Annotated in this window: 11 protein-coding genes; 4 read left to right on the top strand and 7 right to left on the bottom strand. The window is 35.7% G+C overall.

All coding sequences use genetic code 11. The annotated features are described in order from the left end of the window. Nucleotides 1-134: 134 nt before the first annotated feature. A complete protein-coding gene (locus BW936_RS13015; protein WP_076548836.1) occupies nt 135-1790 on the top strand; it encodes a S8 family serine peptidase in 1656 nt (551 codons plus the stop codon). 495 nt (nt 1791-2285) lie between these two features. On the opposite strand, the gene BW936_RS13010 is transcribed toward BW936_RS13015, so the two are convergent. The 7 genes from BW936_RS13010 to BW936_RS12980 all read right to left on the bottom strand — a co-directional run bounded on the left by BW936_RS13010 (nt 2286) and on the right by BW936_RS12980 (nt 11174). Beyond that, nucleotides 2286-3038: a ThuA domain-containing protein gene (locus tag BW936_RS13010; protein ID WP_076548835.1), complete on the bottom strand. Its 753-nt coding sequence runs from the start codon at nt 3036-3038 to the stop codon at nt 2286-2288. A gap of 70 nt (nt 3039-3108) precedes the next feature. After that, entirely contained in the window at nt 3109-5799 is a 2691-nt protein-coding gene (locus BW936_RS13005; RefSeq protein WP_084182078.1) for a PVC-type heme-binding CxxCH protein, read from the bottom strand. A gap of 63 nt (nt 5800-5862) precedes the next feature. Beyond that, a complete protein-coding gene (locus BW936_RS13000; RefSeq protein ID WP_076548833.1) occupies nt 5863-6270 on the bottom strand; it encodes a cupin domain-containing protein in 408 nt (135 codons plus the stop codon). 28 nt (nt 6271-6298) lie between these two features. Next, nucleotides 6299-7159: a phosphoenolpyruvate hydrolase family protein gene (locus BW936_RS12995; RefSeq protein ID WP_076548832.1), complete on the bottom strand. Its 861-nt coding sequence runs from the start codon at nt 7157-7159 to the stop codon at nt 6299-6301. Nucleotides 7160-7189: 30 nt separating this feature from the next. Beyond that, nucleotides 7190-8698 (bottom strand): MFS transporter, encoded by a 1509-nt coding sequence (locus BW936_RS12990; protein ID WP_076548831.1) that lies wholly within the window; start codon nt 8696-8698, stop codon nt 7190-7192. A 55-nt stretch (nt 8699-8753) separates the two neighbouring features. Further along, nucleotides 8754-9995, bottom strand: coding sequence for a Tm-1-like ATP-binding domain-containing protein (locus tag BW936_RS12985; RefSeq protein WP_084182077.1), 1242 nt, complete (start codon nt 9993-9995; stop codon nt 8754-8756). A 9-nt stretch (nt 9996-10004) separates the two neighbouring features. Beyond that, nucleotides 10005-11174, bottom strand: coding sequence for a glycerate kinase (locus tag BW936_RS12980; protein ID WP_076548830.1), 1170 nt, complete (start codon nt 11172-11174; stop codon nt 10005-10007). 883 nt (nt 11175-12057) lie between these two features. On the opposite strand from BW936_RS12980, the gene BW936_RS12970 reads away from it, so the two are divergent. From BW936_RS12970 to BW936_RS12960, 3 genes are all read left to right on the top strand, one after another. Then, nucleotides 12058-15999 carry a hybrid sensor histidine kinase/response regulator transcription factor gene (locus tag BW936_RS12970; RefSeq protein ID WP_076548828.1) on the top strand — a complete coding sequence of 1314 codons (3942 nt, stop codon included), beginning with the start codon at nt 12058-12060 and terminating at the stop codon, nt 15997-15999. Between the two features lie 433 nt (nt 16000-16432). Continuing rightward, on the top strand, nt 16433-17152 hold the full coding sequence (locus tag BW936_RS12965) for a LytR/AlgR family response regulator transcription factor (RefSeq protein ID WP_159439023.1): 720 nt from the start codon (nt 16433-16435) through the stop codon (nt 17150-17152). 135 nt (nt 17153-17287) lie between these two features. Continuing rightward, the gene (locus tag BW936_RS12960) at nt 17288-18478 is read left to right on the top strand and encodes a cytochrome-c peroxidase (protein ID WP_076548826.1); all 1191 of its coding nucleotides are present in this window, start codon (nt 17288-17290) and stop codon (nt 18476-18478) included. Nucleotides 18479-18489 lie beyond the last annotated feature (11 nt).

Here is an 18489-nt window from a genome sequence, read left to right as displayed (position 1 = left end):
CGATTTAGCTTTTTTTTAAATAGGAAGTGAAAGAAAACTATTGAACTTGAAATTAATCAAAAAATCAGATAGAAAGTGACATCATTTGTTAAAAAGAATCTATAATCTACTCATGTTATTTTTAACTTACGCCTATGAAAACTATAACAGCTATTATTTTATTTACTTTACTCACGCTCTCATGTACAAGAAATAATACTAAGATTATAAATAGTTCACATACCATTGCTTTAAGTTCAAAAAAGTCTAAAGAGGGAATGAAAAACCAACTAAAAAGTTGGGCAATTAGAGATATTGAAAAAGATACGATACCTGGCATTAGTCTATTAAGGGCAACGGAGGAACTTCTTACTAATAAAAAAGGAACTGATGTTATTGTAGCCGTAATAGATATGCCGATCAAAATTGACCATAAAGCATTAAAAAATAATATATGGAAGAACACTAATGAGATTGCAGGAAATCATATTGACGATAATCAAAATGGCTACATTGATGACATACATGGCTGGAATTTTATAGGCAATTCTAAAAATGAAAATATCATATTCATGCACTATGAGTTTACCAGATTTTTAATTGCAGAAAAGATGGGAATACCATTAAGACCTGAGTTGGCTAGTCAACTCCCAAGAGCGCAAAAAGTATATAATGAAAGGATGGAATATGCTGAAGAAAATTTATTAGGAGTTAAAAAAATGGATAGTTTGTATTACAATACAAAAACAACCTTGAGTAATTTCTTCCCGGATAAAAAAATTAATGAAACCAAATTAGATAGTCTTTTATCATCGAACCCTAAGATGGCAGAGGTCATTGAATTGCATAAGATGTACCAAGATGAGAATGTTGATGATTCTTACGTAGATAACATGATGCTAAAAGCTGAAAAAAGAATCGCTATCCAATTAAATTTCGACTACGACGATAGAGCAATCATAGGTGATGATCTAAACAACCTAATTGACACAAATTATGGTAATGGCAACGTTAGTCATAATACCGAAATACTCACCCACGGTACAAAAATGGCAGGTGTAATTGTTTCTTCTTTTGGAGAAGAATCACTTCAAGATATTATGAAACACATAAAAATAATGCCATTGCCTATTTCCGGTTTGGGTGGAGAGAACGACAAGGATATGGCGCTAGCAATTAGATATGCAGCTGACAATGGTGCCGATATCATTAACATCAGTTCTGGAAAATACTTTTCTCTTCATGAAGATTGGGTACATGATGCCATTAAGTATGCTGAATCTAAAGATGTTCTGATTGTTGTTTCTTCTGGCAATGTAGGTATTGATCTAGATGCTGAACCAAAGTATAGATATCCTAATGACAACTCCCCTACCGGTCATACAGAAATCTCTAATAACTTTATGAGAATTGGAACTTCAAATTACACTCTAGACAGCACCTTTGTTCATCCTGCTACAAACTATGGTAAAACCGAGGTAGATATTTTTGCTCCCGGAGAAGAAATATACACTGCTACTTCCATCAAAAATGAAGATTACGCTTATGGAAGCGGCACATCTGAGGCTGCGGCAGTTGTATCGAAATCAGCTGCCATTATAAAATGCTATTACCCTAAATTAAAAGCCCATCAAATAAAGGACATACTTCTTAAAACTGGAGTCCAATACAACATAGAAGTTTCTATGAAAGACTCATCGGATAACAACATTAAAATACCCTTCAATGAACTTTCCAAAACAGGAAGCGTAGTAAATGTTTATAACGCTTTAGTTTTAGCTGAATCATTAACTACGAATAGTTCAAATTAGAAGATTAATTCAACAATTTTTCTTTCTCCTTAAGTATTTATTATCTTCACCTTAAATAAGACCGAATACGCTACCGCATACGGTGAGAAGCAATTTTCGGTAAAACCAAAAATATAAATTACTGATAATCAATTAGTTAATTTTTTAGCGTAGGAATTTTCTTGAACTCATAACCCGAAGGTCGCTGGTTCGAGTCCAGTCCCCGCTACTAAGTTTAAAAACGGTTTGGTTTTCACTAAACCGTTTTTTTATGTCCTATATTTCCACACATTTTTTAATACGTATACTACATATGGGAGGAGGTCATAAAAGGGCTCAACGCCAAAAACTGCTTCAAATGAAATAGCTTACGCTTTGGTGAAAACTTCAAATCCCTTGTTCAACGCAAGTTGACGTAAAATTCTAACCTATTTAAACAAATAGTTGAAATTGATATAATCATATGTTTTACGTGGTATCTATTCATAGATTGTAAAACACATGATTATTTATATGCTACTTGACCCACTCTATACTGTTCTCCAATATTGTTTTATAGGCTTCATTTTCATGAGCGGCGGCATCATGCCCCAAAGTATTACCTACTATTTTTGCATTTGGATGTTTAACTATCCATATAGAAGGGTATTCTTCACCTGACTCCAATCCTTTACTTACGGCAAGTACTTCTATCTCTGCATCAGCATCTTTCTCCCAGCGATATAGTTCATCCACAATTTTAAATTTAGACGGTACACCTTTCATTATCGGATGGTTAGGTTTTACAACCGTTACTTCAAATTCTTGTAATTTTTCATGTGAACGAGACCCCCCACCAACAAGCTGTTTGTTGTATTCTGGCCAATCACTCCAATTATACCACGTACTAGGGTGGTAAATTAACAAGTTTAGCTTACCGACATTCACCCTAGAAAAAATAGCTTCTTTAGAAACCTTTTGCAAGGGTTGGTTATTTGTAAGCATCAATATGTCCATAACTGGTATTAAAGCATCCATTTCATTTGGATCTTGAGTAAAAATCACAGTATTTTTTCCATTTTGACTTAAAATTTTCCCATCTGCCTCTCCAAAATATTTTAAAAAATCATGTGAGCCACTGCCGCCTGTAACAGCAATTTTGGTGGCTCTTTTTTTACCGGATATATAGTAACCGACCGATGCATCGTTTTTATACTCTTTTGGTAATTCTTGAACTTTACACCCAAAAGCCATACCTACTAGTACTAATAAAATTGCTACTTTTTTCATTTTAATAAATTTTACAATTCTTCCTTCTTTCTAATTTAGGATTTTACTTTTTTGATTGACAATCTATACCTTATTCAGATTTTGGTGCAGTTACTATAATAACACCTTTCATGAATCTCCAATGACCAGGAAAAGTACATACGAAAGGGTACGTACCTGGGGTATTGGGCAATGTAAAAATTACAGAACCGCTCTCATTAGGATTCAACATTTTGGTGGCTCCTAAGACGTATCTAGAATTTGGTACGTAACCCATTTTTTCTGCATTGGGTGTAGTAACGAATTTATCTACCGTAGGTCCAAAAACATCCAAACTTCCAGCAGTTATGACTACCAAATTATGTGGCATTTGATCTACGTTCTCCAATTTAATTTCTACGGTTTGTCCTGCAACAGCCTTTAATTCTGTTTTATCAAAAGCCATTTCTTGGCTCACCGTTTTAAGATCAAAAGTGACATCTACTTTTGCCTTGCCAATTTTGCCAATTTCAACATCAATATGTTGATTACCGCCAGTATTCTTACAATGAACAGCAATTATATTTTTCCCTTTTTTGAAAAAACCGCTTTTGTCCTTATCAACTTTTAGGTACCTATAGCTGGCATTAGAACCTGTTTCGGCCATTAAGAGTTCTCCATTCACATAAAGCTCATAATCGTCATCATTAGCTATTTTTATTACTGGCTCATCAATCTCATGATCAATTGTTATTTCCTTACGCAACCAAATCTCTTTAGTAGTCCACTTCGTTTTTATTCGCTCTTCATCATTACCCCCAAACATTCCTTGTCCTTTCTTCCATGTAGAGTCTTTAAAGTCAACAGCCATCCAATTGATTTCCGGTTCTTTTTCTGTATAGTTCCAAGTGTTTTTTTCTTTACCTAGCCCCTCTAACATTTCTACTGAAGTAACCGCTACCTCTTCATGATCTAATTCCCTAAAATATACCTTGATCGCTGCATTCAACCATTTATCAGAAGAATTATCGGCATCTTTAGAAACCTTTTCCATTTCTGTATATAATGATGCCGATTCTGGTAATTCACCTGCTCTCAAAATTGCCGCAAGTCGTAATTGTGTATCCGCATCAGTTAAAATTCCAGAATTTGCTAATAACTCTGCACCTTCTGCCGTCTCCGGTAAAAGGGTCATAGCAGCTCTTTTAACCGCATAACTACGGCTGGTTAAGGCATTAACTACCGCCATATCAGCATCAGGATTATTCGTGTTAATAGCACCAAGACCATTCAGCGTCCAAAGTGCATGTAAGGCAGGGGCATTCAATCCATTTTTATCGGTGTTAGACTCATCTTTTGCCAATGCTATTAAATCAGGAATTAGTCCTGTTTTATTCCCTTCTATAATTAAGCGTTGTGATGTTGTACGCCAAAATAAATTATCGCTTTGTAATGCATTCAATAAAGCATTGTCATCTGTAGCATCTAATTCGGTAATCTCTGAACTTTCAATATCATGATACTTTATAATATAAATTCTACCATGCCCATAATCTCTTAATTGGTTAATATGTGCGTTTCCTTCTCCTTTATCCGCATTCCAAATTTGATTGTCCATTCCTCTTTTATCAGGATTGTGCTGTATTACCGGGTTATACCAATCCGCTACCCAAAGGTTTCCATCTGGTCCGGTTTCAGCAAAAACAGGTGCAGTCCAAGCATCGGTGCTGGCAAAAATATGACCTCCATCTACTTCTTTATAACCTGCTCCATCTTTTACTATATTGGCCGTGTGTACAAGATGACCTGTAGGTTCTGCAACGTACATTTGATTTTGGTATTTCTCAGGATAATTTCTTGCGGTGTAAAAATTAGCGCCAGATGCTGCCGTAAATCCGCCTCTTACATCAACCTGTTGTAACGGAATGGTATCTACAGGATTAATTTCATAATGCCCTTGAATAAAATCTGCATTAATGGCCCATGAAGGCAGTTTATCCAAATACTCATAATATTTTAAAGGAATACCCACATAACACGCATGATTATTATTGGCCGTTGAACCGAAAATCTCAAAATTCTCGTTGTAACCCATACCCCAGGTATTGTTATCAAATTGACCGATGGGCTCTAAAAAAGAACCGTCTTTTCCAAAGCGATATACACCTCTTGTAAACTTAACAGACTTCTCCTTAAACTTATTTTCAAAACCAGAATAGCCTACCGCTCCCCAAATGGCATTATCTATTCCGTAGCGTAGACTTGATGGACCTGCGTGCGTATCGTAGGTCCCAAAACCATTAAAAAGCACTGTTCTTTTGTCCATTTTATCATCACCATTGGTATCCTCTAGAAAAACCATGTCTGGAGCTTGAGCAACAATAGCCCCACCTTTGACCAAAACAATACCTGTAGACAAACTTTGTTCAGTTGCAAAATCAGTAAATTTATCTGCTTTACCATCGCTATTTGTATCTTCACAAATAGTAATGCGGTCTCCACCTACGTCATTTGCCAATTCATGTGGATAATCCTTAGATTGAATTACCCATAACCTACCTCGCTCATCCCAAGTGAAAGCTATAGGGTTTATGATATTTGGCTCTGCCGCAAAAAGTTCTGCCGTAAAACCATCGGGCAATTGTATATGCTTCTGTGAATCTTCTGGGCTTAATGGGACTTGTACTTTAGGATTATTCCCTGTATATGTTAAAGGTGGTGGTGGCATTTTTTCGCCGGAGCATGCGAAAAAAAATAGAACCGCAAAAAACATTAGCAGTAAAGGAGATTTCGTTTTTTTCATTTTAGACTTTATTTTTTTTAGTTATTCCCTCGATCAGATTCGTTGTTCTTATATCGCTATCGTTTACTTAGCCCTGTAGTTTATATAAGGTTCTTCTTGACTTACATCTATCGTGCCTGCCTCCCACCCTTGGGGCGGGGACAGTACTGCCAGAAACTCCAGTTTACCTTTACCGGCATTAAAAGTGGCATGTACAACATTTGCATCTATATAGACAGAATCACCAACATCAAGAATCTGCATTTCATCCTCTACCCATTGCTCAGCTTGTCCTTTTAGGATATATAGGATTTCATGCATTTCCGGATGTCTATGAAAGTCATGTCCGTCACCTTCTAAAACCTCTACTTTCACCATATAAGACCCAGCACTCTTTATCATATTAGGATGGTAGTGCCAATAATGATTGCGCCCGAAAGCTTTTTCGAACATTATATCTTCTTTATTTATAAACTTCCAGGTATTGGACATATTTTATTTAGATTTCTGGGTGGTTATACTACAGTTTTAACGCTTTAAATTCTTTTGTTAAATTGGTCAATGAAGCCTCTACGCCCATTCTTTCTAACGAAGAAGCACCCACAAAACCATGAAGACCTGTTGTATGATCAAGGGTATAGCGAACATCGGCCGGAGTATTTATTGGACCTCCATGTGCTAAGAAAAATGTGTCGTGATTTGCTTGTTTTACCGCATCGACAATGGCTTGTGTTCTTTCTAATGCAGCATCTATACCTACGGTTGCTCCTGTAACACCTATAGAACCGCCAACAGTAGTACCAACATGTGCTATTATAGCATCGGCTCCTGCGTCTGCCATTTGTACAGCTTCTTCTGGTTTAGCTACGTATACAATGGAAAACAAGTCCATTTTTGTTGCCAACTTCACCATTTCAACTTCCTTTTGAAAACTCATACCTGTTTCTTCCAAAACATTTCTAAAATGGCCGTCAATGATAGAATGTGTAGGAAAGTTATTCACCCCAGAAAAACCCATATCCTTGACTTTTCCTAGAAAATGCCACATTCTTCTGCGTGGATCACTGCCGTGAACTCCACAAATTACCGGAATTTCTTCTACTACGGGCAGTACTTCGAATTCGCCAATTTCCATAGCAACAGCATTTGCATCGCCATAGGCCATCATACCAGCGGTAGATCCATGACCTGCCATTCTAAATCTTCCAGAATTATAAACTATGATAAGATCCGCTCCTCCTATTTCTATAAATTTTGCACTAATTCCCGTACCTGCGCCAGCAGCTATTATCGCTTGTTTTTTATCGACTACCTTTTGCAACCTATCTCTAACTTCTTGTTTTGTGTAAGGGTTTCCTTTACCCGTCCATGGATTTGGCATACTATTCTATATTAAATTTATAAATGTTTATTACTTAATCTCTATTTGCTTGTACCCGCCTTGTTTTTTAAAATATAAGATGAGTAAAAAATAGCCTATTGCCATAATTATCGGTATGAAGGCAGTAAGCTCTAATGCTTTACCGGCTCCATAAAAGCCCGCTTGCTCTACAGGTTCTTTATCTTTTAAAGCATATGGCTTTGCGTTGACCCACCAAGTCTGTAATTCACTAAGATTGTTATTTTCTTCAATGGCTTTCCCAGTACTTTCCCATCGCTCAATATCTCCTTGTAACTGTTCTCCATTATCTTTAATAATAGCAACCTTACTGCCGTTTAAACCTTTAATTGGTGTTAAGAATAAAAAACTGTTTTTATCATCTGCCTTATACCTATCATATGCTTCCGGTGCTTCTAGCTTCATTTTAGTTGAAGCAAAATAATCTTGTTTATAGCCAATACCGGGACCTCCTAAAAGACCAGCCGAAAGCATTCCTACGCCGCCAACAAAACCCATGGTAACGGCTCCGCCTCTAGGGAAGCGTTCACCAACAACGCCAAGCATGGTAGGCCAAAAGAAAGTTTTTGCTATACCGTAAATAGTAACCGCAAAAACCATAATCAAGCCAGATGTAGCGTTACCCAATATGTATAAACCTATTGCTCCTAATATTGAACAAACAAATAAGAGTCCTAATGGAGATATCTTGTGTACTATAGGGCCTGCAAAAAAACGGAGTATGAACATTAAAGCAGACGTATAAATAAATAGAAGTACTCCTTTTGTTGGGTTATGAAGAATGTTTCCCGTTATATTCTGAATCCAACTATCCGTACCCAATTCCACATATCCTATCAATACCATTAGTAACATTAACACCAATAACAAGGGTCTACCAAATTGACGGAACATTTCCTTATAAGATATACCTGCTTCTTTTGCTTCTGACAAGGGCAGTTTTTCTTTAAAAATAATACCCCCGTAGATGATTACAGGAATTAAAAAGAAACTCATTAAAGCTTCCCAGCTTAAAATGTTATGAAAAGCGATAGAAAGTAAACCTCCTAAAATCATACCGCCAGGCCAACCTGCATGTAGTATATTAAGGTAATGCGTTTTTGCTTTTGGGTATAATGTTGCCACAAGAGGATTAACTACCGATTCGCATATACCATTACCAACGGCAAACAAAAACGTACCAGAAAACAGGCACCAATAAGCGGCTTCACGCCCCATTGAATTAAATATGTAAACTGTACCTACCGTTACTACCAATGAGAGAAAATGAACAAAAAAGGCCAAAATCAAAAGTGGTTTATAGCCAACACGGTCAACAATTAAACTAAATAGAATGATAATGATCCCAAACCCAGCAAAACCACCACCGGTTATTGAACCCAATTCTGTCATGGTAAACCCAAACTGATTTCCCCAGTCTACCAAAATTGAACCCCTTACGGCAAAGCCTACACCACCGGCAACAATTGTAAAAAAACTTGCAAATAGTAAACGACTTTTATTTATTGTACTTTTTTCCATCACCGTATATCTCTAATTAATTACTTTCCAATATTTTGTTTGTCCTAAGTAAAATTTAAGCTAATAATTCCAGAAGCTGCTGGACTGCACGTTCAGCAAATAGTACTGTATTCACGTTAGCATTTACCTCTACTATTTTCACTGATTCCTTGCAATTTTCACGAATTGAATCGAATAGGACCGTATCTATATGAGGAGCATAGAATATTTCTCCGATACCCCCTATTTTTGATACTCCCCCTAGTGGTAATAAAATAGTTACCGGACCCTTTGATGAATTTAATTTTTCTGCAATTATTTTTCCCAACACTTTATTTTCTTCTGCATTGGTTCGCATTAACGTAACATCTGGAGCCCAACTAAATAGTTGTCGATCTTTATATTCTTCTGGCACTGTCTTTAGCGGTCCAAAATTGACCATATCAATACACCCTGGCACCACCACTTGGGGAATACCTATTTTTCCGGCAGCAGTCAAGCGATCCGTACCCGAACTACAAATTCCGCCACAGAGCTCATCTGCCAGTTCAGTGGTTGTTAAATCAAGTATTGCATCAAAAACACCATCAACGGTTAGTGTTTCCATAGCTGCACCTCCACTACCAACGGAATGGAAAGCAAGAACATCGTAACCTTTAGACTTTAACACTCGTGTACATGCATCAGCAGCGATAGTCGTATTACCAAAAACGCTGATGGCAATACTACCTTTAACCTCTTGACTTCGTTGAATTGTTGTTGACATCATACCACATAAAGCTCCTGCCGCCTGACTAATTAAAACGGTACTTATTTTATTAAGTCCTGTAACATCAACAATAGTGGGGATTAAGACAATGTCTTTAACTCCCACTTTTTGGGAAAGGTCTTTTGTTGCCAAAGTGCTTAAACATATTTTAGGAATACCGAAAGGGACCGCCGTCATTGCCTTTAGTGCTATAAACGTACCTCCGCCCCCGCCCATACCAATAATTCCACTAACCTTTCCTTTAATCACTAAATCCGTGACTATTTTTTCCGCCCCCTTTCCCATGATATCAATAGCCGACCCACGATCTTTGTTTTTACGTATTTCAGAAAGTTTCGTACCCCCATTTAAAGCAACTTTTTCTGCGCTGTAATTCACAGGGAACAAATCTGTTTCTCCAAAAACTCCTGTATTTATACTAATAACCTCAACACCCTTTTGCACCAAGCAAGCGTATAGATATTCAAAGTCTACCTCTTTGGTGTCAAAACAACCTATCATAACCATTATGTGGCCATTCCGTATTTTTTTATTCGATTCTATTGCCATTTTAATTCATTAAGGGTTGAGAACCTTGTTTCTTTTCCTTAGGATGGTCCTAAAAGTTTGTAGTGTAGCAATTATATTCATAGTACATTCTTCAATAAGGTTAGCGGCTCCACTAATGGCATCGGTCAACTTCATGGGCTGGTTTACAATTGAGTATATACCGCAAACTCCCATTTTGTATATCTCTTCAATATTTTCTCCAACTTTACCTGTCAATACAATTACTGGCACATTATGCTGCTTTGCCATAGTAGCAATGCCCATAATAGTTTTCCCGCTTAAGGTCTGTTCATCAATTTTACCTTCTCCTGTTAGTACTAAATCTGCTTTTTCTATATATTTTTCTATTTCAATAGTTTTGAGAATCAACTCAATTCCATTTACTAAATCTGCTTTTAAAAAAGCCATCAATGCAGCACCGGTTCCGCCGGCAGCGCCTGAACCTGGTTCATTTAAAATATCCAAGCCTAAATCTCTTTTTATAATGGCTGCATAATGACTTAGATTTTTATCTAAAAGTTCTATATCTCTATCTGAACCGCCCTTTTGTTTTCCGTACACCCAAGAAGCTCCATTAAAGCCTGTTAAAGGGTTAGAGACATCACAAGCAACAAGAATTTCACAATCTAAAATTCTCTTATCAAGATTTGAAACATCAATTCGAAATAATTGATTAAGACCACCCCCGCCTTCCGTCAATTCTTCATCTCTACTATTTAAAAATCTACCACCTAGGGCTTTTACAAGTCCGGTTCCGCCGTCGTTCGTTGCGCTTCCCCCTAGTCCAATTATAATTTTCGTGCATCCTTTATCTAAAGCATCTTTTATTAATTGACCAGTACCATATGTACTTGTTACCATTGGATTTTTTTCTTCTTCGGTAAGCAATTCAAGACCAGAGGCTGTTGCCATCTCAATGATTGCGGTTTGGTTATCTCTTAGAATACCATACGTTGCTTTTATAGAGATAGACAAAGGGTTCATGACTTCTACAGCAACCAAGCTCCCCTCTGTATTTGATAATATTGTTTCAAGAAGCCCTTCACCACCATCGGAAATTGGAATTTCAAACACCTCTGCGTTCGGCATTACTTTTAATACCCCTTTAGAGATTGCATTGGCAACCTTTTTCGATGAAAGACATTCCTTAAAAGAATCTGGTGCAACTACTATATTCATTTAATTTTAGTTAATACTTTAATTAGGTAAATGGTTTTTTTTTATTTTCAAGAAATCACTTTGACATTACTTAACCCTATTTACCTACCACAACGGTTACCTCATTATTTACTATCCCATTTCTGTATACCGTTGAACATCTCATTATTATCATAGCCTTATTATATTGTTATTGTTTACCATTTATATAGAAGCGTTCTTCTATAGTATATAGTATATAGTCTCACAAAACCAAAAGGAATACCTAAATTTCTATTTACCATAGTTAACTCTCCAAGTAACCTTAAAGGAGGTTCTTCTTTTATAAAAGCTGAAAAAAAATCAACGGACCAACCGTGTTTCAAATAAAATAATTTTAGCTCCGACCCTCTATTCAATACGTCTCATTATCTAGTACAAATGATTCGAAATTGCTATTTTAAGCCTTGTAACACATTAAAACATTAGCAGTAGACAAATACGCTATGAATGAAACTTATATATTAGAACAATAAAACCTAGGGACTCACGAAGCTATAGGTCTTCTGCTCTATTTTATTTTAAACTAAGTAGTCGTTTTTCCGGTTATACTTAAAATACCTTCTATTCTCTTTTTATAGTATTGAAAGGCTCTAGATACGTAATGGCTTGCCTACCGTTTTCCAAGTTTTAAGTAATGGACATTAAACTAAGCCCTCTCTTTTAAAATCATTTTTATTCTCTTAATTAAAATTTTCTATCAAGGGGATAAAAAAGAATACTTTATAAACTGTTTTAATTGTTTCATATATAATGTGCTACAAAGAAATATTGCTTGTGACATACTTAAATTGAACCAAATAGTCGTGTCAATGAGATGATTTGTAAGGTCCCTTTTATTAAATTATAGCGATATTCGAGCGATTTGAAAAAGATTAAACTAAGCTTACTATTTTTAACTCTCCCCATCATTCTAACATATGGGCAAGAAATTTACTTTGATCATTATATGGTTGAAAATGGCTTGTCTCATAATACGGTAATGAGCTCTCTTCAAGATAAAAAAGGTTTTTTGTGGTTTGGCACCAAAAATGGACTCAATAGATTTGACGGCTATAATTTTAGACTGTTCCAAAGAGATGAAGAACAACCAAATACCCTTAATAGTAATTACATTTTAAGTTTACATGAATATGAAGGAAAACTTTGGGTAGGTACTGCCAGCGGATTATATATATACAATGAGCAGAATGAAAATTTTCATTTCATTGAAGGCACCAAAAATAGTCAGATTTGGGAAATAACCGGAGATTCTAAAGGTAACCTCTGGTTTCTTGCCAACGGTACATTGGTAAGATATAATTTATCTGAAGAGAAATGCCATTGGTTTTTACCAAAAGATTATTTTTATGCTACCGATGTCCTTACAATAGGAGATGATATCTGGACATCATCAAACTCTCATCTTTATCATTACAATTATGAAACAGATGATTTTGAAGCTTTTAAACACACTACAAATTCTACAAATGAAAAACCCTTTACTGTCAATGAAATTTTTTCAATTGACCCGGCAACAATTCTGATTGGCACTTCTAATCATGGCATTGTATCATTTGACATCAACACCAAAAAATCTAAAAATGTAGACTTTTTTGGTTCTGAAAAACCCCATGTAAGAGATTTTACTTTAAGAGAAAATGAACTATGGGTAGCTTCAGAGTCCGGTATTCATATTTATGATTTGCTCACTAAAGAATATATTAATCTAACAAAAGATTATGATGACCCATACGCCCTAAGCGATAATGCCGTTTATACTTTAACGGTAGATAATGAAGGAGGGGTATGGGCAGGCACATACTTTGGTGGAATCAATTACCAACCTAAACAATATACTCCATTTAAAAAATACTTCCCTAAATCTTCACAAAATTCACTAAACGGAAATGCTATACGAGAAATTTGTGAAGACAAATATGGTAACCTCTGGATAGGTACAGAAGATGGCGGGCTTAATAAATTAAATCCCACCACCAATATATTTACCAACTTTACCTCTCAAGAAAAAGATAAAAAAGGGATTCTTTCCCATTATAATATTCATGCCCTGTACCCTAATGAAGACAAACTATATATTGGTATGTTCGAAAATGGAATAGATGTACTTGATATTAAAACAAACAACATCATTGAGCATTATGGTAGGGATGACGGTATTTCTAGTGATTTTGTATATGCTATTTATAAAGGGAGGAATGATGAATTATACTACATTAGCACGGTTGGAATAAAAACTTTTGATAGTGTTTCCAAAAAATTTATACCATTTGATATTTTTCCTTCAAATCAGGGTTATTATTGTTTATTAGAAGATGACGAGGGTGTGTTTTGGACAGGAGGCTATTTTAGCGGAATAATGTCATTTAATCCAGAAACAAATAAAAAAACGGTTTATTCCTATAGTCCAGAAAATTCTCAAAGTATTTCTAACAATCACATTAATTACCTCTTTCAAGACTCTAAAAAAAACATCTGGATATGTACTGAAGATGGGCTCAACCTTTTTGATTCCAAGAATAATACCTTCTTAAGGTTTGGCACACAAAATGGTTTCCCTTCCAATGTTTTCTATACTATTCTAGAAGATGATTCTGGTAATTTATGGATAAGTACTTCTAAAGGCTTGGTGAATTTCAATCCCATTACCGGTAAAAAAAAGATATACACCAAAGCAGATGGACTTAGTAGTGACAATTTCAACTATATGTCTGCACATAAGAGCAAGAACGGTACTATGTATTTTGGAAGCGTAAATGGAATGATCAGCTTTAATCCAAAAGAATTTACTCAAAACACCTATCGTGCCCCTATATATATCACAAGCCTGCAAATAAATAATAAAGATGTTTTTGTTGGCCAACAAGATGCTACGCTTACAGAATCTATTTCTTCTCTTAAAAGTTTAAAACTGACTCCAGAACAAGCTTCGTTTAGTCTAGAATTTGCGGCATTAAGTTATACCGCACCAGAAAACACAGAATATTGGTATAAAATGAAAGGCTTAAACGATAAGTGGGTTTATCTTAAAAAAGATCATAAGGTTTTCTTTACGGAACTTGCGCCTGGCACCTATGAATTTATTGTAAAATCAAAAAATAGTAGTGGCGTATGGGGAAAAGAAACCCACCCACTGGCAATTGAAGTATTACCGGTCTTTTGGAAAAGCAAGATGGCTTATATCTTATATTTATTGATTATTGGATTCATAATTTTCGCAGGGTTCATAACCTATGCTCGAAAAATTAAGGCTAATAATGCTGAAAAAATAAAACAATTAAACAATAGAAAAGAGAAGGAAATATACCAAGCTAAAATAGAATTTTTCACTAATGTGTCTCACGAAATAAGAACACCATTAACTTTAATTCAAAGCCCCCTTGAAAAAGTGATAAAAAAGTTAAATCAACTACCAGATGTCAAAGATAACCTTACAATTATCAAAAAAAACACGAATCATCTTTTAGATCTTGTAAATCAATTATTAGATTTTAGAAAAACTGAAATTGAAAGAGTTGATTTAACCTTTGTAGAAACGAACATATCAGATTTAATTGATAATATGCATGAAAGGTTTGGTGAGGCCATACAAGACAAACAAGTAAATTTTAAATTTAGATCAGAACATAAGCAGGTTATTGCTTGTGTTGACCCAGAGGCTTTTAAAAAAATTATTGGCAACTTATTTGGTAATGCCTTCAAGTATGCAGACAAAATGGTAGATGTTAATCTAATTGCCAATGAAACGGATGTAACAATCATTTTACGAAATGACGGACCTCTTATTCCCAGTCAATTAAAAGAGCGCATATTTGAGCCGTTCTATAGAGCTACTGGAACAGAAGGACAAACAGGATCAGGAATAGGGTTAGCCCTAGCCCGTTCCTTAACAGAAATGCACAATGGTTGTCTAAATTTAAATACAAATGACAATAAGATGAACTGCTTTGTTTTAGTCCTTCCTATTCATCAAGAAAGAGAGTTTAGATTAAGACCAAAATACACCCATAAACGTCAGCCAAATAATAACAATACCACTCTTGTTTCTAATAGTAATTGTATTTTGTTAGTTGAAGATAGTATTGACCTTTTAGAATTTGTTGCCAAAGAATTAAGGGAAAAATATATTGTGCTGAAAGCTTCAAATGGGGAGGCTGCCCTGGATCTGCTCAAAGAAAATAATATTCAGCTGGTGATAAGTGATGTTATGATGCCTGGTATTAATGGATTTACTTTGTGTAAAAAAATAAAAACCAATCTCGAAACCAGCCATATACCGGTAATTTTGCTAACCTCTAAAAGCGCAATGTCAGCCAAAATGAAAGGTTTGGAGTCTGGTGCAGATGCTTATATCGAGAAGCCGTTTTCAATTAAGCATCTTAACGTACACATCACCAACATTATTGAGAATCGCAAAAACATATTGGAACACTATGCCAGTTCTCCGCTAGCACATATTAAGAGCATAGCTAATACTAAAACAGATGAAACCTTTATAAAAAAATTAGATGAGGTAATTTATCAAAACATGTCTGACAGTGATCTTAATGTAGAAACGTTGGCCAAAATCATGAATATGAGTAGGTCTACGTTGTACCGTAAAATAAAAGACATCTCTAACCTTAGCCCAAACGAACTTATTAATATTGCTCGATTAAAAAAATCGGCAGAACTTCTGAAATCAGGAAAATATAGAATTTTTGAAGTAGCCGAAATAGTAGGATACAATTCGGCCACAAGTTTTGGCCGTAATTTTCAGAAACAATTTGAGATGACTCCTTCAGAATACATGAATAACGAATACTGATATTATTAGTTTCCACAACTTTTGCTTAGCAAACTTATTAGGTGAAAGATAAAATTAAAAGTGCATTTTCATCTTTGTCGCCTTTCTTTCTTAAATTATTTTTCTCAAAAAGGAACTAGCATCCTCTTTTAAATGATTACCCTATTTTTTACACATTTCTGTTTTTTTCTAAAATTTCATAAACAGTACTTCCACTTCAAAAGTAACATGAGTTTCATTCTTTTTACACGTATAAACTATGAAGAAAGTAAGGAAAGCAGAAACACTATATTTTTTTTTGCTAAATTGATGTGGAATACTCCATTTCATGAATCTTAAAAAGTTTTTCCAACACGAAATATTGTTTTTGGCCACTCCCAAAAGTAAACTCCTACTAATAGGTTTTCTGGTAGGTTTTGTTTTTATTTTCTTAATGGTATATGCCCCTTTTAACATGAACAGTTGGGCTGAAGAGCTCTATTTAAACTATGTACTTATTGGTGGTGCTATTCTTTTATGTAGTCAATTTGTGTTAAAACCCCTTTTCGGGTTACAAAATTTCAAGATTTACGGTCTAATACTATGGTGCTTTTTTGAGCTATTATTGGTTACGTCGTCCATATACTTTTTCTATAGCCCCGATCTCAATACTTTCCCTGAAAAACTGGCTGAGTATTATTTGACCTTTAAACATGTAACCCTTTTAATGTTAGGTCCCTACCTCCTTTTTGTTTGGTATTTAGGATTACAACATAAATTCTCATCTTTTCAAGAACTGGCACAGCACCCACCCTCATATGACACAAAAAAAGAGGATGAAATGTTAACTCTTACAGGAGAAAATAACAAAGTGATCTTAGCTATTAAGTATGATCAACTGTTATATGTAAAGTCATCCGGAAATTATCTCGATATTTTTTATTTAAAAGGAAACTCTCCCGCTAAGGAAGTTGTTCGCATGAGCTTAAAAGAACTAGAAGGAAAAATAAAGAATCCCAATATTATTAAAACCCACCGTTCGTATATTGTTAATAAAACACATATCGCATCATTCAAAAGAACTCGTAAAGGTTATGCCTTAATAGTACAAAACGTACCGTTTGAACAATTACCTGTCTCCTCTAGTTATAAAAATACTTTTGAAGATGTCCTTCAGCTGAACATGTCCCATTAGTCACAGTATAGCTACTTTTCATCACAAAGCCCCCAAAGAACCTACACTTTTCCCTTATTCTTTATTTATTCGTGTAAGAACGCACTCCTATGTCTACTTCGGAAATAGTAAAACTGAGAACGTTCAGCACAACCTATGAAAAGAAAAAGTTTGGTATTAAAATCAGGACTATCAGGAGTTTTCTTGATAGCCATCATGCTTTTCTTGATTTCAAAGGATGTTTCCCAATCCTATGTAACCGTTTTAAAATTAAAGACCCAATGTCCACCTGGTTTTAAGAAAAACTCAAGTAACCAATGTATTGCTGTTAACCTCTACCAACAGTATGATTCTCCCCACGATAATGGCGTAGGTGGCCTACAGACGTCGCTGCCCGAAATTCGTGATGGTTTTTCTCCACAGCAAATTGATTTAGGGCGCTATCTCTTTTTTGATCCTGTTTTGTCTGGCGATGGCACGGTTTCTTGCGCAACATGCCATGATCCCAAAAAAGGATTTGCAGACGGTCTGCCTACAAGTATTGGCCACAATGGTCAGAAAACAAAACGTGGCGCTCCTACTTTATGGAATGTTGCCTATCTAAAAAAACTCTTTTGGGACGGTCGTGCAACCACGTTAGAACAACAAATGCAAGAACCACTGTTTGCTGCAGAAGAAATGAACAATACACCAAAACATCTTTTAGAGAGCTTAAACGCCATAGAGGAATATAGGGTAATGTTCGCAGAGGCCTACCCTAACAAGAAAATACACGAGGCAATTGAATTGCATGAAATATATACCGCCATCTCTGCTTTTCAATCGTCCTTGATTTCATTGAACAGTAAATATGATCATTATGCGCACGGCTATCACGAAGCCCTAAACGCAAATGAAATTGAAGGCATGAACATTTTTCGTTCTTTTGTGGCCCGATGCGCCGAATGCCATACACCACCCCTTTTCACTAACCAGCAATTTGCCGTTATTGGATCTCCAGAACCTAACGGACTGCCCTTAGATCCAGGGGCACAAGTACCCTTTAAAGATACCACCCTTAGGGGCGCTTTTAAGGTACCAAGCCTCCGCAATATTGCCAAAACAGCACCATATATGCATTCCGGCAAATTTAAAACCCTTCGTGAAACGGTGGAGTTCTATACCCAAGGTCGTGGTCATGCCGTTCCAAAAGATGAAAACCTAATTATCCATTGGCATATTTGGGAACCCGAACTGTCTAACTACGAGCTGGATAGATTGGTAGACTTCTTAAAAACTTTGACAGACGAAACATTTATCCCACAAATACCAGAACGTTTACCCTCTGGACTACAACCATCAACATAAAAAAAACAACA

This window comes from Maribacter ulvicola (genome assembly GCF_900155985.1).
GTDB lineage: Bacteria > Bacteroidota > Bacteroidia > Flavobacteriales > Flavobacteriaceae > Maribacter > Maribacter ulvicola.
The sequence above is the reverse complement of the archived record's forward strand: the minus strand, read 5'-3'. Positions and strand labels throughout refer to the sequence as shown.